The organism is Streptomyces sp. NPDC031121, from assembly GCF_055570615.1.
Map to the genome: position 1 here is coordinate 97,092 of NZ_JBVIGV010000014.1, position 19,636 is coordinate 116,727.

Annotated in this window: 16 protein-coding genes and 1 pseudogene; 15 read left to right on the forward strand and 2 right to left on the reverse strand. The window is 74.1% G+C overall.

Features of this window, described 5'->3' with window-relative positions; genetic code table 11:
- Positions 1–99 precede the first annotated feature (99 nt).
- Positions 100–921 carry a Fic family protein gene (locus ACZ462_RS25380; RefSeq protein WP_467805570.1) on the forward strand — a complete coding sequence of 274 codons (822 nt, stop codon included), beginning with the start codon at positions 100–102 and terminating at the stop codon, positions 919–921.
- 380 nt (positions 922–1,301) lie between these two features.
- On the opposite strand, the gene ACZ462_RS25385 is transcribed toward ACZ462_RS25380, so the two are convergent.
- Positions 1,302–2,186 carry an HAD family hydrolase gene (locus tag ACZ462_RS25385; RefSeq protein WP_467805569.1) on the reverse strand — a complete coding sequence of 295 codons (885 nt, stop codon included), beginning with the start codon at positions 2,184–2,186 and terminating at the stop codon, positions 1,302–1,304.
- Between the two features lie 487 nt (positions 2,187–2,673).
- Here ACZ462_RS25385 and ssd point away from each other — a divergent pair, with 487 nt between their 5' ends.
- The 7 genes and pseudogenes from ssd to ACZ462_RS25420 all read left to right on the forward strand — a co-directional run.
- Positions 2,674–3,891, forward strand: a complete 1,218-nt coding sequence (gene ssd / locus ACZ462_RS25390; protein ID WP_467805679.1) for a septum site-determining protein Ssd — start codon at positions 2,674–2,676, stop codon at positions 3,889–3,891.
- Positions 3,888–5,036: a TadA family conjugal transfer-associated ATPase gene (locus ACZ462_RS25395; protein ID WP_467805568.1), complete on the forward strand. Its 1,149-nt coding sequence runs from the start codon at positions 3,888–3,890 to the stop codon at positions 5,034–5,036. The genes ssd and ACZ462_RS25395 overlap by 4 nt, the downstream gene beginning before the upstream one ends.
- The gene (locus ACZ462_RS25400; RefSeq protein ID WP_467805567.1) at positions 5,033–5,911 is read left to right on the forward strand and encodes a type II secretion system F family protein; all 879 of its coding nucleotides are present in this window, start codon (positions 5,033–5,035) and stop codon (positions 5,909–5,911) included. Before ACZ462_RS25395 ends, ACZ462_RS25400 begins: the two co-directional genes overlap by 4 nt.
- The gene (locus tag ACZ462_RS25405; RefSeq protein WP_467805565.1) at positions 5,908–6,693 is read left to right on the forward strand and encodes a type II secretion system F family protein; all 786 of its coding nucleotides are present in this window, start codon (positions 5,908–5,910) and stop codon (positions 6,691–6,693) included. Before ACZ462_RS25400 ends, ACZ462_RS25405 begins: the two co-directional genes overlap by 4 nt.
- An 84-nt stretch (positions 6,694–6,777) precedes the next feature.
- Entirely contained in the window at positions 6,778–6,969 is a 192-nt protein-coding gene (locus ACZ462_RS25410; RefSeq protein WP_467805677.1) for a DUF4244 domain-containing protein, read from the forward strand.
- The gene (locus ACZ462_RS25415; RefSeq protein WP_467805564.1) at positions 6,956–7,345 is read left to right on the forward strand and encodes a TadE family type IV pilus minor pilin; all 390 of its coding nucleotides are present in this window, start codon (positions 6,956–6,958) and stop codon (positions 7,343–7,345) included. Before ACZ462_RS25410 ends, ACZ462_RS25415 begins: the two co-directional genes overlap by 14 nt.
- Positions 7,342–7,602, forward strand: a pseudogene (locus ACZ462_RS25420) (Rv3654c family TadE-like protein); the annotation flags it as partial. The gene ACZ462_RS25415 and the pseudogene ACZ462_RS25420, both read left to right, overlap by 4 nt.
- A 168-nt stretch (positions 7,603–7,770) precedes the next feature.
- On the opposite strand, the gene ACZ462_RS25425 reads toward ACZ462_RS25420, so the two are convergent.
- Positions 7,771–10,254, reverse strand: coding sequence for a DEAD/DEAH box helicase (locus ACZ462_RS25425; RefSeq protein ID WP_467805562.1), 2,484 nt, complete (start codon positions 10,252–10,254; stop codon positions 7,771–7,773).
- A gap of 82 nt (positions 10,255–10,336) precedes the next feature.
- On the opposite strand from ACZ462_RS25425, the gene bldG reads away from it, so the two are divergent.
- The 7 genes from bldG to topA all read left to right on the forward strand — a co-directional run bounded on the left by bldG (position 10,337) and on the right by topA (position 19,635).
- The gene (bldG, locus tag ACZ462_RS25430; protein ID WP_030152678.1) at positions 10,337–10,678 is read left to right on the forward strand and encodes an anti-sigma factor antagonist BldG; all 342 of its coding nucleotides are present in this window, start codon (positions 10,337–10,339) and stop codon (positions 10,676–10,678) included.
- 128 nt (positions 10,679–10,806) lie between these two features.
- Positions 10,807–11,244 (forward strand): ATP-binding protein, encoded by a 438-nt coding sequence (locus ACZ462_RS25435; RefSeq protein ID WP_467805561.1) that lies wholly within the window; start codon positions 10,807–10,809, stop codon positions 11,242–11,244.
- 259 nt (positions 11,245–11,503) lie between these two features.
- Positions 11,504–13,906 carry a sodium-translocating pyrophosphatase gene (locus ACZ462_RS25440; protein WP_467805560.1) on the forward strand — a complete coding sequence of 801 codons (2,403 nt, stop codon included), beginning with the start codon at positions 11,504–11,506 and terminating at the stop codon, positions 13,904–13,906.
- 136 nt (positions 13,907–14,042) lie between these two features.
- Complete coding sequence (locus ACZ462_RS25445) at positions 14,043–14,603, forward strand: small secreted protein (RefSeq protein ID WP_467805558.1); 561 nt, start codon at positions 14,043–14,045, stop codon at positions 14,601–14,603.
- Positions 14,604–14,677: 74 nt separating this feature from the next.
- Positions 14,678–16,198 (forward strand): DUF7059 domain-containing protein, encoded by a 1,521-nt coding sequence (locus ACZ462_RS25450; RefSeq protein ID WP_467805557.1) that lies wholly within the window; start codon positions 14,678–14,680, stop codon positions 16,196–16,198.
- A 136-nt stretch (positions 16,199–16,334) separates the two neighbouring features.
- Positions 16,335–16,532 carry a hypothetical protein gene (locus ACZ462_RS25455; RefSeq protein ID WP_114053526.1) on the forward strand — a complete coding sequence of 66 codons (198 nt, stop codon included), beginning with the start codon at positions 16,335–16,337 and terminating at the stop codon, positions 16,530–16,532.
- Positions 16,533–16,800: 268 nt separating this feature from the next.
- Positions 16,801–19,635, forward strand: a complete 2,835-nt coding sequence (gene topA / locus ACZ462_RS25460) for a type I DNA topoisomerase (RefSeq protein WP_467805556.1) — start codon at positions 16,801–16,803, stop codon at positions 19,633–19,635.
- Position 19,636: the final 1 nt, after the last annotated feature.

Consider the following 19,636-nt stretch of genomic DNA (forward strand, 5'->3'; position numbering starts at 1 on the left):
GGTAGCCGTTCGATCGCTTTGGGTGGTGGGGGTGAGTGGGGAAGACCACTCCAAGGAGGGGTCGGTGGCACGGCCCGGCAGTGCGTAGGCTCCCTACCTATGAGTAGCGCTGCCGACCCGCTGGCCGCCCTGGGCTCCCTGCCGGGCGTCGCCGAAGCCGTGGATTCCGTACGCAAGGCCGTGGACCGGGTCTACGGGCACCGCGTCATGCGCCGGCGCAGCGGCGAGATCACCTCCGAGGCCGCCCTGCGCGGCGCCCGTGCCAGCGCCGCCCTGTCCGGGGCGGACTGGGCGCTGGAGGAGGTGCGCCGCCGCACCGACTTCAGCGCGGACGCGGAGGCGCGCACGGTCGGCGCCGCCCTCCGCCTCACCGCGGAGGCGGGCCAACTCCTCAGCATCTGGCGCCAGTCGCCCCTGCGCGTGCTGGCCCGCCTGCACCTGGTGGCGGTGGGCTCGACGGCCGACGGGGACGCGGTGGGCCGCCCGCGCCTGGCCGGGGAGCCGGTGGACGAGCCCCTGGTCGTGCAGTCGCTGCCGTCGGCCGACGAGGTCGCGGGCCGGCTGGACGGCCTGTCCCGACTGGTCCTCGCCGGGAGTTCGGCCCCGGCGCTCGTGATGGCGGCGGTGGTGCACGGCGAACTGCTCGCGCTGCGCCCCTTCGCCTCCCACAACGGCCTGGTGGCGCGGGCCGCCGAGCGGATCGTGCTGATCAACAGCGGCCTGGACCCGAAGGCCGTCTGCCCCGCGGAGGTCGGCCACGCCGAACAGGGCCGGGACGCCTACCTGGAGGCCTTCGAGGGCTACCTGTCGGGCACGGCCGAGGGCATGGGCCGCTGGATCGCGCACTGCGGCCGGGCGGTCGAGCTGGGTGTCCGCGAGTCGACGGCGGTGTGCGAGGCGCTCCAGCGCGGCGCGGCCTGAGGGCCCGTACACACGGGTTGCGGCGACACCGTCCTGCTGTGGTGTCGCCGCTGGCACTCCCGCCGGGTTACCAAGCGTCCTCGATATGTGCCCATCAGGCCGGGGTCTTTGCCCGGTTGCCTGGTGCGGCTGGCCCGTAATCGACGGGTCGACGTCGCGTGGGTGCTCGGCGTTCGTGCATTCGGTCCGTGGGCCTTACTGCGTTCTTAAAGATGATCCTCTCGGATGTTCTTCGGTCTCGCGGGCCGTGACTCCTTTGTACTCCGCTTGCCGGATAAGTGGAACCCCTTGCTGCTTTTTTTACTTTCCGGGGCGCACAGGGGCGAATCGGACGCCCTGAGTGCGTGCGGGCCGGTGCGGGGGAGCGGGGCGCCGCGGGCTCAGGCGGTGGCGGCCGTGGCGGCCGCGGCGAGGGCGCCGGCCCTGCGGCGGCTCGCGTACCAGACCAGGCCCGCGGTGGCGGCTGCGGCGCCCACCGCGGCGGCGGCGACCAGGGCCGGGCGTGCGGGCATGGAGAAGCCGGGCAGCCGCTGCTTGAGCCGCACGGGCCGGTTGAACACCAGCACCGGCCATTCACGGGCCGTCGCTTCACGCCGCAGCGCCCGGTCGGGGTTGACCGCGTACGGGTGCCCGACCGCCTCCAGCATCGGGACGTCGGTGATCGAATCGCTGTACGCGTAGCAGCGGGAGAGGTCGTAGCCCTCGGACTCGGCGAGCTCCCGCACCGCCTCCGCCTTGGTGGGCCCGTACGCGTAGTACTCGATGTCGCCGGTGAAGCAGCCGTCCTCGCCGATCACCATGCGCGTGGCGACGACCCGGTCCGCGCCGAGCATCTCGCCGATCGGCTCGACGACCTCCGCGCCGGAGGTCGAGACGATCACCACGTCCCGGCCGGCGGTGTGGTGCGCCTCGATCAGGGACGCGGCCTCGTCGTAGATCAGCGGGTCGATCAGGTCGTGCAGGGTCTCCGCGACGATCTCCCGCACCTGCTGCACGTTCCACCCCTTGCACAAGGCGGACAGGTACTCCCGCATGCGTTCCATCTGGTCGTGGTCGGCGCCGCCGACCAGGTAGATGAACTGGGTGTAGGCGGTGCGCAGCACGGCCCGGCGGTTGATCAGGCCGCCGTGGTAGAACGACTTGCTGAACGTCAGCGTGCTGGACTTCGCAATGACCGTCTTGTCCAGGTCGAAGAAGGCTGCGGTGCGGGGCGACGAGTGCGGCAAGGGCTGGATTTCCACGCCCCGAGCATATGCGCCCACCATTCGGCGTAAGGTGTGGCGCGTGGGTTTGCCTGAGAGGCCTCTCGGGTACACCATGGAAGTCACGGATCGTTCGCGACCGTGCTAACCCGGTCTGGCTCCTCCCCCCCCGAGTCGGACCGTGGGGACGACCCCCGCTCTCCCCCCCGGCGGGGGTCGTCGCATGTCCGGACGCGGTTCGCGTCCCTTCCGCCGGTCTCCATCGCTCACTGCCGCCCCCTTGTCCGTCCGCCGGGCCGGCGCGGTGCAGGCCCTCACCCCTCCAGACTCGTCACGGTGCGTGATGGTTCCGCAGCGCTGGGGAACTCGCCTGCGAGGGTGACGGAGTTATTCACAAGGCTCCCGTTGTCCACGGTTTTCGAGCAAGATCCACTTCTTTTTCCCGATCGCTGCACGGTGATTGCGGGCCGCGAAGTCCGCGGCGCCGGGATTTGCAGCGAGAAGGGCCGAGATCGTGGCTGGATCGAAGTCGGGCAACATGACGAACCGGATGGGCGCAGGCGGAATCCGGACGGCGGAGGCCGCCGGCGGGGCGGTGCCGCCGGGCGGACGCCCGCTGATCATCACCGAGGACCCGTTGCTCCTGGACGACCTGCTGCGGCTGTGCGCCGCCGCGGGCGCCGAGCCGTACGTGCACCACGGGCTGCCGGAGCCAAACGGAAGCGGAGGCAGCCGACCCGCCGACGGCGCGCCCCCTGGCGTGGAACCCGGCGGCGCGGGCGGCGGGCCGCCCGCCGCACCGCCCGGCAACGGATGGGAGTCCGCGCCCCTCGTCCTCGTCGGGGACGACGCGGCCCGCAGGGTCCGCGGGGCCCCGCGACGCGGCGGTGTCCTCCTCGTCGGCCGGGAGGCGGCCGAGGGCGACCCGGCGGTCTGGCAGCGCGCGGTGGAGATCGGCGCGGAGGAGGTACTGCGGCTCCCCGCGGCCGAGGGCCGCCTCGTCGACCGCATCGCCGACGTGGCGGAGGGAGCCGGCCGCAGCGCCCTCGCCGTCGGGGTCATCGGCGGCAGCGGCGGCGCCGGAGCGTCCACCCTCGCCTGCGCCCTGGCCGTCCGCGCCGCGCGGGCCGGCGAGCGGACCCTCCTCATCGACGGGGACCCCCTCGGCGGCGGGCTGGATGTCCTGCTCGGCGGCGAGAGCGCCGCGGGCCTGCGCTGGCCGGACCTCGCGGGGTCCCGCGGCCGGGTCGGGGCGGGAGCGCTGGAGGAGTCGCTGCCCGAGCTGCACGCGCTGCGGGTGCTCAGCTGGGACCGCGGGGAGCGGGTGGCGGTGCCGCCGGGCGCGGTGCGCTCGGTCGTGGCCGCCGCCCGCCGCCGCGGCGGGGTCGTCGTCGTCGACCTGCCGCGCCGCGTCGACGAGGCGGTCGCCGAAGCCCTGGCCCAGCTCGACCTCGTGCTGCTGGTCGTCCCGGGCGAGCTGCGTGCGGTGGCCGCCGCCGGCCGGGTCGCCGCAGGCGTGCGCATCGCCGCCCGGGACGTGCGTGTGGTCGTACGGGGCCGCTGCTCCGGCGGGCTCGATGCCGAAGCGGTGGCCGGGCTGCTGGGCGCGCCGCTCGCCGGGGAGGTGCCGGTCGAGGTGGGCCTGCCGGGGCGCGTCGCCGACGGCGAACCGCCGGGGGCGCACGGGCGGGGGCCGCTCGCCCGCTTCTGCGACGGCTTCTGGCGGCGGGCCCTGGGCCCCGTACCCGAGCGGGAGGTGACGGCATGAGCGCCGTACTCCTGGACGCGGTGCGCCAGCGGCTCGCCGAATCGGGGGCCGAGCCGACCCCGGCCCGGGTGGCGGCGGCCCTGCGAGCCCAGGGCCGCCTCCTCGGGGACGCCGAAGTGCTGGGCGTCGCCGCCCAGTTGCGGTCCGAGCTCGTCGGCGCGGGCCCGCTGGAGGCGCTCCTCGCCGACCCCGCCGTCACCGACGTGCTGGTGGCCGCCCCCGACCGGGTGTGGGTCGACCGGGGCGGCGGGCTCGAACTGACCGCCGTCACCTTTCCCGACGCGGACGCCGTCCGGCGGCTGGCCCAGCGGCTGGCCGCCGTCGCGGGCCGCCGCCTCGACGACGCCCGACCCTGGGTGGACGCCCGCATGCCCGACGGCACCCGGCTGCACGCGGTGCTGCCCCCGGTCGCCGTCGGCTCCGCCTGCCTCTCCCTGCGCGTGGTCCGGCCGCGCGCCTTCACCCTCGACGAACTCGTGGAGGCAGGCACCCTGCCGCCCGGCGGCCAGCACCTCTTCCGGGACATCATCGGCGCGCGGCTGTCCTTCCTGGTCTCCGGCGGTACCGGAACCGGGAAGACCACCCTGCTGAGTGCGCTGCTGGGGCTCGTCGGCGCGGGGGAGCGCATCGTCCTCGCCGAGGACTCGGCCGAGCTGCGCCCCGACCATCCGCACGTGGTGCGGCTGGAGACGCGGCCCGCCAACCAGGAGGGGGCGGGCCTCGTCACCCTGGCCGACCTGGTCCGGCAGGCGCTGCGGATGAGGCCGGACCGGCTTGTCGTCGGCGAGGTCCGGGGCGCCGAAGTCGCCGACCTGCTCGCGGCCCTGAACACGGGTCACGAAGGCGGCTGCGGCACTGTCCACGCCAACGCGGCGGCGCACGTCCCGGCCCGCCTCGAAGCGCTCGGCACGGCCGCCGGCCTCGACCGGGCCGCCCTGCACAGCCAGCTGGCGGCCGCCCTCACGCTGGTGGTCCACCTGGTCAGGGACCGGGCAGGGCGGCGCCGGGTGGCCGAGGTGCACGTACTGGAGCGGGATGCCGCCGGCCTGGTGGTCACCGTGCCCGCGCTGCGCTGGTCGGCCCGCGGCTTCGTACGCGAGCAGGGCTGGGAGCGGCTGCGGCCGCTGCTGGGAGGGGCCCGGTGAACGCCGCGGCGGTGCCCGTGCCGGTGTTCGCCGGCGTGCTGTGCGCGGCCACGGCCGCATGGACGCTGGCCGGCTGGGAGCGGGCCGCCCGCCGGGCCCGGATCGTCCTGGCCGGAGGCGGCGCCGAGCCACGCGGGCCGGGCCGCGGGCAGCTGCTGGCGGCCGCGGTCCGGGTGCGGGCCGAGCGCTGGCGGGAGTGGGCCGGCCTCGGCGCCGGGCTGCTGCTGGCGCTGATCGGTGCGTCGGTGATCCCGCTGGTGGCCGGCGCGGCGTCGGTGCCGCTGCTGAGGCGTTGGCTGCGGGCCCGGCAGCGGCAGCGGGAGCGGTCGGCGCGCCGGGCGGAGGTCGTCGCCCTGTGCGGGGCCGCCGTGGGCGAACTGCGGGCCGGGGCGCAGCCGGGCCAGGCGCTGACCGCGGCCCTGCGCCGGTCGGCCGTCGGCACCGGGGCGCCGGGGCCGGCGGAGACGGCGGTGCTGGCGGCAGCCGCGTTCGGCGGGGACGTGCCGGCGGCGCTGCACGAGGCGGCCCGGGAGCCGGGAGCGGAGGGGCTGGCCGGCATGGCGGCCTGCTGGCGGATCTCGGTGGACGGCGGCGCGGGCCTGGCCGCCGGCCTGGACCGGCTGGAGGGGGCGCTGCGGGCGGAGCGGGACCGGCAGGAGTCGCTGCGGGCCCAGCTGGCCGGGGCCAGGTCGACCACGGCCGTGCTCGCCCTGCTCCCGCTCGTCGGGCTGCTGATCGGCTCGGGGCTCGGCGCGGACCCCCTGCGGGTGCTGCTCCACACCCCTGTCGGCTGGGGCTGCCTGCTCGCGGGAAGCCTGCTGGAGGGGCTGGGGCTGCTGTGGTGCAGCCGCATCGTGCGTGAGGCGGAGCGGTGACCGGCGCGATGGCCGTCCACAGGCTGGGGGCAGTGCTCTGCCTCGCGGCGGCGGTGCTGTGTGCGGCCGCCGCGGTCGCCGCGCGGCTGCGGCTGCGGGCCGCCCGGCGCAGAACGGCCGCCGTGCTGGCGCTGCCGCAGGTACGGCGGCGGCCCCTCCCCGGGCCGCGGGTGCGGAGCGCCGCTGCCGAGTGGGCGGTCCCGGCGGTGGTGCTGGCCGCGGTGTGGCTGCTGGTCGGCGGCCCGGTGGGCGCTGCCGCGGGCGGCGCGGCGGCGCTCGTGGTGCGGCGGCTGCGGCGCCGGCCGCGGCCGGACCCGGGCACGGAGGTGGATCCGCGGGAGGTGGAGCGTCGGCTGCCGTTCGCGGCGGACCTGCTGGCGGCCTGCCTGGCCGCCGGGGCCGGGCCGGTGCAGGCCGCGGAGGCGGTCGGCGAGTCGCTGGGCGGGCCCGTCGGCGAGGGGCTGGCGCTGGCCGGGGCGGAGGTGCGCCTCGGCGGCGAACCGTACGCCGCGTGGGGGAGGTTGGCCGCGATACCCGGCGCGGCCCCGCTGGCGCAGTGCCTGGAGCGGGCCGCCCGGACCGGGGCGCCGGCCGCAGAGCAGGCCGCCCGCCTGGCGAACGCGCTGCGCGAGGAGCGGGCCCGGTCGGCGGGGGCCCGGGCGCAGCGTGCCGCGGTCCTCGTCACGGCGCCGGTGGGGCTGTGCTTCCTCCCCGCGTTCCTGGCGGTGGGAGTTGCCCCGGTCGTGATCGGAATGGCTACGGGCCTGCTCTCCACCCGCTGAACAGGAATCAGAAGTGCCGGATGGGGCGCAAAGAGAGCTGAGAGAACGTCAGTAAAAGGATTTCCACAGGAGGTTGCCGTGAAGATGATCTGGTTTCGTGTGCGGGCCGCGGTCGGCGGGCGTGCCGGCGATGCCGGGATGTCGACTTCGGAATACGCCATGGGGACGATCGCGGCGTGTGCGTTCGCCGCGGTTCTGTACAAGGTGGTGACGAGCGACGTGGTCTCCGCGGCGCTCCAGTCGACCATCGGAAAGGCGCTCGATGTGCCTTTCTGAGGAAAAGCCGCGGCGGGCTCCGGTTCGGCCGCGCGACGGCGGATTCGCCACCGCGGAGGCCGCCCTGGTGATTCCGGCCCTGGTGCTGTTCGCCGCCCTGCTCGTGTGGGCGCTGATGGCGGCCGCCGCGCAGATCCGCTGCGTGGACGCGGCCAGGGTCGGCGCCCGGGCCGCGGCCCGCTCCGAGCCGGGGCAGGACGCGGCCGCGGCGGCCCGGGCGGCCGCCCCGTCCGGGGCGGAGGTGGCCATCGAACGCAAGGGCGACTTGTGGCACGTTCGGGTGGATGCTCCCGCGCCGGGGCCGGCCGGGCTGCAGGTGCGGCTCGGGGCCAGGGCGGCGGCCCTGGCCGAGGACAGCGTGGGGCCGCCGCCATGAGGGGCGACCGGGGCTCGGCGACCGTGTGGGCGGCCCTGGTGGCCACTGCCCTCGGAGCGGTGTTCGGCGGGGTGCTCCTGCTCGGCCAGGCGGTGAGCGCCCGCCACCGGGCGGCCGCAGCCGCCGACCTGGGGGCGCTTGCAGCGGCCGCCACCTGGGCCCACGGCCCCGAGGCCGCGTGCGGCGCCGCCGGGCGCGTGGCGGCGGCGCAGGGCGCCTCCGTCGCCGCCTGCGCCCTCCACGGGGAGGTCGCCGAAGTGGCGGCACGCCCCGCCGCGGGCCCTTTCACCCCGGTGATCACGGCCCGCGCGGGCCCGCCCCTCACGGACGACGCGCCGCCCCCGGCGGGGACGGGGCCGTCTCCGGCCGGGGACGGGCCGCCCCGTGCCGGTGATCCGTCCTCGGCAGGGGGCAGGTCGCACGGCTCAAGGGATGGGCGGGTGGTTCTCGGGGGCGTCCGGGGCGGGGGCGTTGGCGAGGAGGCGGGTCAGCAGGCGGATCGCGCCGCGCTTGTGGAGCGGGTCGTTGCCGTTGCCGCATTTCGGGGACTGGATGCAGGAGGGGCAGCCCGCCTCGCACTCGCAGGAGGCGATGGCGTCGCGGGTCGCCGTCAGCCAGGCACGGGCCGTGTGGAAGGCCCGCTCCGCGAAGCCGGCGCCGCCGGGGTGGCCGTCGTAGACGAAGACCGTCGGCAGCAGGGTGTCCGGGTGCAGGGGGACGGAAACACCGCCGATGTCCCAGCGGTCGCAGGTCGCGAACAGCGGCAGCAGGCCGATGGAGGCGTGCTCGGCCGCGTGCAGGGCCCCGCCGAGGATCTCCGGGCCGATCCCGGCCTCGTCCAGCTGGTCCTCGGTGACGGTCCACCACACGGCGCGGGTGCGCAGGGTGCGCGGTGGCAGGTCCAGCTTGGCCTCGCCGAGGACCTCGCCGGTGATCAGCTTGCGCCGCAGGTAGGACACCACCTGGTTGGTGACCTCCACCGAGCCGTAGCAGAGCCGGGCGTCCCCCCAGGGGACTTCGGCGTCGGTCTCCAGCACGGAGATGGCGGTGGTGTCGCGGGCGGTCGTGGAGAAGGGCGGGCTGGCCTCCTCGACCAGGGCGACGGAGTCCTCCAGGTCGAGGCGCCGCACCAGGTAGGTGCGGCCCTGGTGGAGGTGGACGGCGCCGTCGTGGACGGCGGTGTGGGCGGCGGACTCGTCCACCGTGCCCAGCAGCCGCCCCGTGGCGGCCTCCACGATCTGCACCGGGCGGCCGCCGCCGCCCCGGATGTCCGCCAGGTCGGCGGCCCGCTCCCGGCGCGTCCAGTGCCAGGCCGTGGCCCGTCGGCGCAGCAGCTTCGCGGCCTCCAGCTGCGGGACGAGCTCCCGGGCGGCCGGCCCGAACAGCGGAAGGTCCGCCTCCGTCAGCGGGGCCTCCGCGGCGGCCGCGCACAGGTGCGGGGCCAGGACGTACGGGTTGTCCGGGTCGAGGACGGTGGCCTCCACCGGACGGCTGAACAGCGCCTCCGGATGGTGCACGAGGTAGGTGTCGAGCGGGTCGTCGCGGGCGATCAGCACCGCGAGGGCGCCCTGGCCGGAGCGGCCGGCCCGGCCCGCCTGCTGCCACAGCGAGGCCCGGGTCCCCGGATATCCGGTGATCAGGACCGCGTCGAGCCCCGACACGTCCACGCCCAGCTCCAGGGCCGTCGTCGCGGCCAGGCCCAGCAGCTCGCCGGAGTGCAGGGCCGCCTCCAGGGCCCGCCGCTCCTCCGGCAGGTAGCCGCCGCGGTAGGCGGCGACCCGCCCGGGGAGCGACCGGTCCACCTCGGCGAGCCGCTCCCGGGCGATCACCGAGATCAGCTCGGCGCCCCGCCGGGACCGGACGAACGCCACCGTCCGGACGCCCTGCACGACCAGGTCGGTCAGCAGGTCGGCGGTCTCGGCCGTGGCCGTGCGGCGCACCGGGGCTCCCCGCTCGCCCCGCAGGTCGGTCAGCGGCGGCTCCCACAGGGCGAAGACCACCTCGCCCCGCGGCGAGGCGTCGTCGGCGACCTCGCGGACGGACAGGCCCGTCAGGCGGGACGCGGCGGCCGCCGGGTCGCTCGCGGTGGCGGACGCCAGCAGGAACACCGGGTCGGCGCCGTAGCGGGCGCACAGGCGCCGCAGCCGGCGCAGCACCTGCGCCACGTGCGAGCCGAAGACGCCCCGGTACGTGTGGCACTCGTCGACGACGACATAGCGCAGGGCGCGCAGGAAGGAGGACCAGCGGGCGTGGGCCGGCAGGATCCCGCGGTGCAGCATGTCGGGGTTGGTCAGGACGTAGTTGGCGTACTGGCGCACCCATTCGCGTTCTTCCACCGGCGTGTCGCCGTCGTACACGGCCGGGCGGACCGAGGTGCCGAGCGGCGCCGCCAGTTCGCGCACGGCGCGCCGCTGGTCGGCGGCCAGGGCCTTCGTCGGGGCCAGGTACAGGGCGGTCGCGCCCCGCCCGTTCGGGGCCTCGCTGCCGTCCGCGAGGGCGGACAGGACGGGCGCCAGGTACGCCAGCGACTTGCCGGAGGCCGTCCCGGTGGCGACGACCACGGACTCGCCGTCCAGGGCGTGCTCCGCGGCCGCCGCCTGGTGGGCCCAGGGGTGCTCGACACCCGCGGAGCGGATCGCGGCCACGACATCCGTTCGGATGCGGTCCGGCCACACTGCATGACGGCCCTCCCGAGGGGGCAAGTGCTCCGTATGAGTGATGCGTGCAGCCCTGTACGGCCCCCGTGACAGGCGGTCCAGGACCGTGCCGGGAGCGGGTTTCGGGTCCCCGGGCGCCATACGGCGACCGGGGCGGTGAGTATTGGCCATTGGAACCGAGTGTGTCACCGGCGTGCAGGACAATGGTCGGAAGGCGTCGTGCGCGCCTGCCGGTAAGTGGTTGAATGCCATCGCGGCAGCCAATCTCTTCCCCGCCCGCGGGTGGGGGAGGCCCCTGGGGGGCGCCGCTCGATAGCAAGGTGCTGGAGGATCCGTGGACCTGTCCCTGTCGACTCGCACTGTCGGCGACCGCACGGTCGTGGAGGTCGGTGGCGAGATTGATGTGTATACCGCGCCCAAGCTGCGCGAGCAGTTGGTCGAGTTGGTGAACGACGGCAGCTACCACCTGGTTGTCGACATGGAGCGGGTGGACTTCCTCGACTCCACCGGCCTCGGTGTGCTCGTCGGCGGCCTCAAGCGCGTCCGCGCGCACGAGGGCTCGCTGCGCCTGGTGTGCAACCAGGAGCGCATCCTGAAGATCTTCCGCATCACGGGTCTGACCAAGGTGTTCCCGATCCACACGACGGTGGAGGACGCCGTCGCCGCCACCGACTGACGTCCGTCCCCGCCCCGGGCGCGGCCGTACGGCCGCACCCGGGCAGCGGGGGCGCCGGAGAGGAGCGGGGGCGCGGGCCGCAAGCGGCCCGGGCCTCCGCAAGGCACGCCCAGTCCGAGGGGGACGCAATGGCCACCGTTGAACTCCGCTTCAGCGCCCAGCCCGAGCACGTCCGCACGGCCCGCCTGGTCGCGGCCGCCGTGGCACGGCGGGTCGGCGTGGACGAAGCCGTGCTCGACGAGGTCCGCCTCGCCGTGGGCGAGGCCTGCTCGCGCGCCGTCGGACTGCACCTGAGCAACGGGCTCACCGCGCCCGTCCGGGTCGTGCTCACCGAGGAGGAGAAGTCGTTCTCCATCGAGGTCGGCGACGAGGTCCCCGGCCCGTCCGGCGGGGCCGTGCCCGGCCTGGAGGCCGCCCTGGACCCGGACGGCGACGCGGAGGACGAGATGGGGCTCGCCGTGATCAGCGGCCTCGTCGACGACGTCGAGGTGATCAGCGGCGAGGCCGGCGGCACCATCCGCATGAGCTGGCCCGTCTCCGGCTCCGGCGAAGGCGAACTGCCTTAGCCGGTGTTCCCTGAATATTTTTGGATCTTATTCAAGGCCCTGCCGAGCAGGGCCTTTTCTCATGCCCGGGCCGGTATTCCGGATCAATGACCAGGCGTCAATGCCTTTGCACCGTTACTTCTTTCGGGGGTAATGGAGTGACGCGATCTATTGGTGGGGTGCAAGAGCAGGCCAATTCCGTTTCCCGTGCACTGTTTTGATGCGGAAGAGGTCCCTACAATCCGTCCACATCTTGAGCTCATCACGTCAAGGAGGACGAATGACGGGGCTCTTCACCCCCAACGCGCCGGACGGCACCACCGATCTGGCAGCCGCAGTACTCACCGAAGACAATCGGCTCATCGTCATGGTGATCGCGGCCGTGGCAATCGCCGCACTCGTCGTCGCGCAGATCCTGGTCCGCCAGGTCCTCTCCGCCGACGAGGGAACCGACAGCATGAAGAAGATCGCCGCAGCCGTCCAGGAAGGCGCCAACGCCTACCTCGGCCGGCAGCTGCGCACCCTCGGAATCTTCGCCGTCGTCGTGTTCTTCCTGCTGTTCCTGCTGCCCGCCGACGACTGGGGCCAGCGGGCGGGCCGCTCCGCCTTCTTCCTCGTCGGGGCCCTCTTCTCGGCGATCACCGGCTACATCGGCATGCGCCTCGCCGTCCGGGCCAACGTCCGCGTCGCCGCCGCCGCACGCGAGGCCACCCCGGCCGAGGGCGAGCCCGCCAAGGACCTGACCGATGTCTCCCACCGGGCGATGCGCATCGCGTTCCGCACCGGCGGCGTCGTCGGCATGTTCACCGTCGGCCTCGGCCTGCTCGGCGCCTCCTGCGTCGTCCTGGTCTACGCCGCCGACGCCCCCAAGGTCCTGGAGGGCTTCGGCCTCGGCGCCGCCCTGATCGCGATGTTCATGCGCGTCGGCGGCGGCATCTTCACCAAGGCCGCCGACGTCGGCGCCGACCTGGTCGGCAAGGTCGAGCAGGGCATTCCGGAGGACGACCCGCGCAATGCCGCGACCATCGCCGACAACGTGGGCGACAACGTCGGCGACTGCGCGGGCATGGCCGCCGACCTCTTCGAGTCCTACGCCGTCACCCTCGTGGCCGCGCTCATCCTCGGCAAGGCGGCCTTCGGCGACCTCGGCCTCGCCTTCCCGCTCATCGTCCCCGCCATCGGCGTCGTCACCGCGATGATCGGCATCTTCGCTGTCTCCCCGCGCCGCTCCGACCGCAGCGGCATGACCGCCATCAACCGCGGCTTCTTCATCTCCGCCGCGATCTCGCTGGCCCTGGTCGCCGCCGCCGTCTACGCCTACCTGCCGTCCTCGTACAAGGACCTCGTCGGCGTCGAGAACGCGGCGATCACGGGCCACTCCGGCGACCCCCGGATCCTGGCCCTGGTCGCCGTCGCCATCGGCATCGTCCTGGCCGCACTGATCCAGCAGCTCACCGGCTACTTCACCGAGACCACCCGGCGCCCCGTCCGCGACATCGGCAAGTCCGCCCTGACCGGGCCGGCCACCGTCGTCCTCGCCGGCATCTCCGTCGGCCTGGAGTCCGCCGTCTACACGGCGCTCCTCATCGGCCTCGGCGTCTACGGAGCGTTCCTGCTCGGCGGCACCTCGATCATGCTCGCGCTCTTCGCGGTGGCCCTGGCCGGCACCGGCCTGCTCACCACCGTCGGCGTGATCGTCGCCATGGACACCTTCGGTCCCGTCTCCGACAACGCCCAGGGCATCGCCGAGATGTCCGGCGACGTCGAGGGCGCGGGCGCCCAGGTCCTGACCGACCTCGACGCGGTCGGCAACACCACCAAGGCCATCACCAAGGGCATCGCCATCGCCACCGCCGTGCTCGCCGCGGCCGCGCTGTTCGGCTCGTACAACGACGCCATCTCCACCGCGGTGAAGGAAGTCGGGGCCAAGGCAGGGGAGATGAACCTCAGCCTCGACATCGCCCAGCCCAACAACCTCGTCGGCCTGGTCCTCGGCGCCGCCGTGGTCTTCCTCTTCTCCGGCCTCGCCATCAACGCCGTGTCCCGCTCCGCGGGCTCCGTCGTCTACGAGGTGCGCCGCCAGTTCCGCGAGCACCCCGGGATCATGGACTACACGGAGAAGCCCGAGTACGGGCGAGTCGTCGACATCTGCACCAAGGACGCGCTGCGCGAACTCGCCACGCCCGGCCTGCTCGCCGTCATGGCGCCCATCGCCGTCGGCTTCGTCCTCGGTGTCGGCGCGCTCGGCGCGTTCCTCGCGGGGGCCATCGGCTGCGGCACCCTGATGGCGGTGTTCCTCGCGAACTCGGGCGGGGCCTGGGACAACGCGAAGAAGCTCGTCGAGGACGGCCACCACGGCGGCAAGGGCAGCGACGCCCACGCCGCGACCGTCATCGGCGACACCGTCGGCGACCCGTTCAAGGACACCGCCGGCCCGGCCATCAACCCGCTGCTGAAGGTCATGAACCTGGTGGCACTGCTGATCGCGCCCGCCGTCGTGCAGTTCAGCTACGGCGCCGACACCAGCCCGACCGTCCGCGCGATCGTCGCGGCCGTCGCGATCACCGTCATCGTTGCCGCGGTCTACGTCTCCAAGCGGCGTGACATCGCCGTCGGCGACGGCGGCGACGGGGCCGCGGCCGAACGGGTGGCCAAGCCGTCCGACCCCGCGGTGGTCTCCTGACCCGGTCGGACCCCTCGGCGGACCACGGAGGCGGACGGGCGGCGCGTACGGGCGCGCCGCCCGTCCGCCTTTCCGCGGCGGGCCGCGGCGGCCGTGTATCTTCCCCGCGGAGAGCCTCCTCGAAGGGACCGATCCGGTGAACAAGAAGCTTGCGGCCGCGGTATCCGGCTGTGCGGCGCTGGTGCTCGTGCTGTCCGGCTGCGGCGACGACGGCGACGAGAAGGCCAACGCCTGGGCCAAGAAGGTCTGTGACGTGTGGCAACCCCACCTGGAGAAGATCGAGAAGGCGAACGCCGAGATGAAGCGGGTCTCGTCGCAGGACAGCAAGTCCGACGAGGTCCAGAGGGTCGACTCCGCCGCCTTCCAGACGCAGGCCGAGGCGTACACGGCGATGGCCAAGGCCCTGCAGGACGCCGGGGCACCGCCCGTCAAGGACGGGCAGTCCACCCTCGACGCGTCGGCCGGCGGCTTCGAGACGGCGGCCAAGGGCTACGCGGACGTGAAGACGAAGATCGATGCGCTGGACGCGAAGGACCCGGCGAAGTTCGCCGACGGCCTCGAAGCGCTCGGCGGCGACATCGACGCGGCGAACCAGGGCAGCAAGAACGCCTTCGGCGAACTCAACGAGAGCGGCCTGGCGAAGGCGTTGAACGCGCAGAAGGGCTGCAAGGTCGCGGCCCCCGCGCCGACGGGCTGAGCCGCCGGGCCGCCGCCCGGCGCCCCCGGCCGCGCGCCGCACGCATCGGCGGCGCCGGCCGACACAATGGACGGGTGAGTACCTCCAGCCTCCCCACGCCAGACCGCGCCGCCGAACTCCGCACCGCGCTGCTCGCCGCCGGCTTCACCGCCGACGGGCTGCTCGACCTGCTCGGCGCCCCCGCCTACGCCGCCCTGGCCCGCAGCGAGACCGTGCCCGCCCTGCGCGCCACGCGGAGCGCCGGCAGCAGCCCGCTCGCGAGCCTGGTCCGGCTGTTCCTGCTCCGGCAGACCGTGCCGACCGCGGACGCCGCACGGGCGCTGCCTCTTGAGGCCGCACTGGCCGACGGCTGGCTGCACCGCGCGGACGGCGCCGGCGGGGACGCGGTCCGCGCCGCCGTCGACGTCCGCCCGTACGGCGGGCCGGACGGCGAGGACTGGTTCATCGTCTCCGACCTCGGCTGCGCCGTCGGCGGGGCCGGCGGGATCGGCTCGCGCGAGGAGGGCGTCGTCCTCGGCGTCGGCGGCGCCTCCACCACCCTCGCCGGGATCACCGTGCGCACCCCCGTCGGCACCGCCCTCGACCTCGGCACCGGATCCGGCATCCAGGCGCTGCACGCCGCCGGGCACGCCACCCGCGTCACCGCCACCGACGTCAACCCCCGCGCACTGGAATTCACCCGTCTGACGCTCGCGCTGTCCGGGGCGCCCGAGGCCGAGCTGCTCCTCGGATCGCTGTTCGAGCCCGTGGGGGACGCCGCGTACGACCTCATCGTGTCCAACCCGCCGTTCGTCATCTCGCCCGGAGCCCGGCTGACGTACCGGGACGGCGGCATGGGCGGCGACGACCTGTGCCGGACGCTCGTCCAGCAGGCCGGCGCGCACCTCAACCCCGGCGGCTACGCGCAGTTCCTCGGCAACTGGCAGCACGTGGAGGGCGAGGACTGGCGCGACCGGGTCCGCTCCTGGGTGCCGCGCGGCTGCGACGCCTGGATCGTGCAGCGCGACGTCCAGGACGTGACCCAGTACGCCGAGCTGTGGCTGCGTGACGCGGGCGACCACCGCACCGCGCCGGAGGAGTACGCGCGCCGGTACGAGGAATGGCTCGACGAGTTCGAGGCGCGCAAGACCAAGGCGGTCGGCTTCGGGTGGATCACGCTGCGCCGCAGCGGCGCGGAGGAGCCGTCGATCGTGATCGAGGAGTGGCCGCACGCGGTGGAGCAGCCGCTCGGCGACGCGGTCGCCGCGCACTTCGCCCGACAGGACTACCTGCGCGACCACGATGACGCGGCCCTGCTGGAGGCCCGCTTCGTCCTGGCCGGCGAGGTCGTCCAGGAGCAGGTCGGGGCGCCCGGCGCGGAGGACCCGGAGCACGTGGTGCTGCGGCAGAACCGGGGCATGCGGCGGGCCACCAAGGTCGACACGGTCGGGGCCGGCTTCGCGGGCGTCTGCGACGGCTCGCTCAGCGCGGGCCGGATCCTGGACGCCATCGCGCAGCTGGTGCAGGAGGACCCGGTGGGGCTGCGGGACCGGACCCCGGAGGCGATCCGGCTGCTCGTCGAGCAGGGGTTCCTGGAGCCGGTCGCCGACCGCTGAGCCGTCACCCGGGGTTCGCCCTCCGTTCCCCTGCGGCTGGCATGCTCCGGCCAAGGGGTACGGCCCCGGGGGCCCCGGAGTGCCGGGGGGACGCCGGGGCTCCCGGGGGCGGCCCGGGCGACGAGGGGGGAACGGCATGGAACGCGGTCCGGCGGTGTTCGCGGCAGCGGTGTTCCTCCTGTACGGGACCGCCCTGCTGGCCTGGACGGGGGCGTGCGTCCGACGCGGCGCGCCGGTCGCCGAGGGCGTGCGCCCCTCGCTCGCCCTCCCGGCGGCCCTGCTCGGCGCGGCGGTGTCCCTGGGCCTCGGGGCGTGGTGCCTCGCACACCTCTGACTCCGCGCGCCCGGCAGGCCGCGGCCCGCGGAGCAAAGCGGGACGTCAGGAGGGGTGCGGGGGCGGGGCCAGACGGCCCCCTGGCCACTCGGGCCGGTGATCGGGACGGGTCCGGCGGGGTATCCGGGCGGCAGAAACGGCACTAGTCGGGTTACCGTTCGAGTGGCCGTTGCGGGCTTGTGCCGTTTGACACGGGGGCGGGTTGTACCGTCACACTCCGCAGCGTCGCCGTACTGCGACCGAGTGCCGACCGGAGAGAAGAGCCAAGTTGTCCCCGACTAGCGAGACCGCACAGGGCGGCCGCCGACTCGTCATCGTCGAGTCCCCTGCCAAGGCGAAGACGATCAAGGGCTACCTCGGCCCGGGATACGTCGTCGAGGCGAGCGTCGGGCACATCCGCGACCTCCCGAACGGCGCCGCGGAGGTACCCGAGAAGTACACGGGCGAGGTGCGCCGCCTCGGCGTGGACGTCGAGCACGACTTCCAGCCGATCTACGTCGTCAACGCCGACAAGAAGGCCCAGGTCAGGAAGCTCAAGGAGCTGCTGGCCGAATCCGACGAGCTCTTCCTGGCCACCGATGAGGACCGCGAGGGCGAGGCCATCGCGTGGCACCTCCAGGAGGTCCTCAAGCCCAAGGTCCCCGTCCACCGGATGGTCTTCCACGAGATCACCAAGGACGCGATCCGCGACGCCGTCGCCAACCCGCGCGAGCTGAACCAGCGCATGGTCGACGCCCAGGAGACCCGCCGCATCCTCGACCGGCTCTACGGCTACGAGGTCTCCCCGGTGCTGTGGAAGAAGGTCATGCCGAAGCTCTCGGCGGGCCGCGTGCAGTCGGTGGCCACCCGCCTCGTCGTCGAGCGCGAGCGCGAGCGCATCGCCTTCCGCTCCGCCGAGTACTGGGATCTGACCGGCACCTTCTCCACCGGCCGGCCCGGCGACCCCTCCGACCCGTCCACCCTCGCCGCCCGCCTGAACACCGTCGACGGCAAGCGCGTCGCCCAGGGCCGCGACTTCGGTGCGAACGGGCAGCTGAAGAACGCCGAGGTGCTGCACCTCGACGAGGCGAACGCCCGCGCGCTGGCCGCCGCCCTCGCGGACAGCTCCTTCACCGTCCGCTCGGTCGAGTCCAAGCCGTACCGCCGCTCCCCGTACGCCCCGTTCCGTACGACGACGCTCCAGCAGGAGGCCTCGCGCAAGCTCGGCTTCGGAGCCAAGGCGACCATGCAGGTGGCGCAGAAGCTGTACGAGAACGGCTTCATCACCTACATGCGAACCGACTCCACGACGCTGTCCGACACCGCCGTGGCCGCGGCCCGGGCGCAGGTCACGCAGCTCTACGGCGCCGACTACCTGCCGGAGAAGGCGCGCGTCTACGCGGGCAAGGTCAAGAACGCGCAGGAGGCGCACGAGGCGATCCGCCCCTCGGGTGATCGTTTCCGAACGCCGGCCGAGACCGGTCTCACCGGCGACCAGTTCCGGCTCTACGAGCTGATCTGGAAGCGGACCGTCGCCTCCCAGATGAAGGACGCGACCGGCAACTCCGTCACCGTCAGGATCGGCGGCACCGCACGCGACGGCCGGGACGCCGAGTTCACCGCGTCCGGCAAGACCATCACCTTCCACGGCTTCATGAAGGCGTACGTCGAGGGCGCGGACGACCCGAACGCCGAGCTCGACGACCGCGAGCGGCGCCTGCCGCAGGTCGCCGAGGGCGACGCGCTCGCCGCCGACGAGATCACCGCGGACGGCCACGCCACGAAGCCGCCGGCCCGTTACACCGAGGCCTCGCTGGTCAAGGAGCTCGAAGAGCGCGAGATCGGCCGCCCGTCTACGTACGCGTCGATCATCGGCACGATCCTCGACCGCGGCTACGTCTTCAAGAAGGGCACGGCCCTCGTGCCGTCCTTCCTGTCGTTCGCCGTGGTCAACCTGCTGGAGAAGCACTTCGGCCGGCTCGTCGACTACGACTTCACCGCCAAGATGGAGGACGACCTCGACCGCATCGCCCGCGGCGAGGCCCAGGCGGTGCCGTGGCTCAAGCGCTTCTACTTCGGCTCCGAGGAGGCCTCGGGCATCGTGCCGGCCGACGGCGACCACCTCGGCGGCCTGAAGGAACTCGTCACCGACCTCGGCGCGATCGACGCCCGCGAGATCTCCTCCTTCCCGGTCGGCGAGGGCATCGTGCTGCGCGTCGGCCGCTACGGGCCGTACGTGGAGCGCGGCGAGAAGGACGCCGAGGGCCACCAGAGGGCCGACGTGCCCGACGACCTCGCCCCCGACGAGCTGACGGTGGCGTACGCGGAGGAGCTCTTCGCCCGGCCGAGCGGCGAGTTCCAGCTGGGCGCCGACCCGGTCAGCGGCAACCAGATCGTCGCCAAGGACGGCCGGTACGGGCCGTACGTGACCGAGATCCTGCCCGAGGGCACGCCCAAGACCGGCAAGAACGCGGTCAAGCCGCGCACCGCCTCGCTGTTCAAGTCGATGTCCCTGGACACCGTCACCCTCGACGACGCGCTGAAGCTGATGTCGCTGCCGCGCGTCGTGGGCACCGACGCCGAGGGCGTCGAGATCACCGCGCAGAACGGCCGGTACGGCCCGTACCTGAAGAAGGGGACGGACTCGCGGTCGCTGGAGTCGGAGGAGCAGCTCTTCACGATCACGCGCGACGAGGCGCTGGCGATCTACGCCCAGCCGAAGGTCCGCGGGCGGGCGGCGGCCAAGCCGCCGCTGAAGGAGCTGGGCACCGACCCGGTCAGCGAGCGGCCCGTCGTCGTCAAGGACGGCCGCTTCGGCCCGTACGTGACGGACGGCGAGACGAACGCGACGCTGCGGCGCGACGACGACGTCGAGACGATCACGCCGGAGCGCGGCTACGAGCTGCTCGCCGAGAAGCGGGCGAAGGGGCCGGCTAAGAAGACGGCCAAGAAGGCCGCCGTGAAGAAGGCCCCGGCGAAGAAGGCGACGGCCGCGAAGAAGACCGCCGCGAAGAAGACGGCGGCGGCCAAGACGACGACGGCGAAGAAGGCCGCGGCGAAGAAGGCGACCACCGCGAAGGCGGCGGCCGCGAAGAAGACGGCCGCGGCGGCAGCCGAGGAGTAGG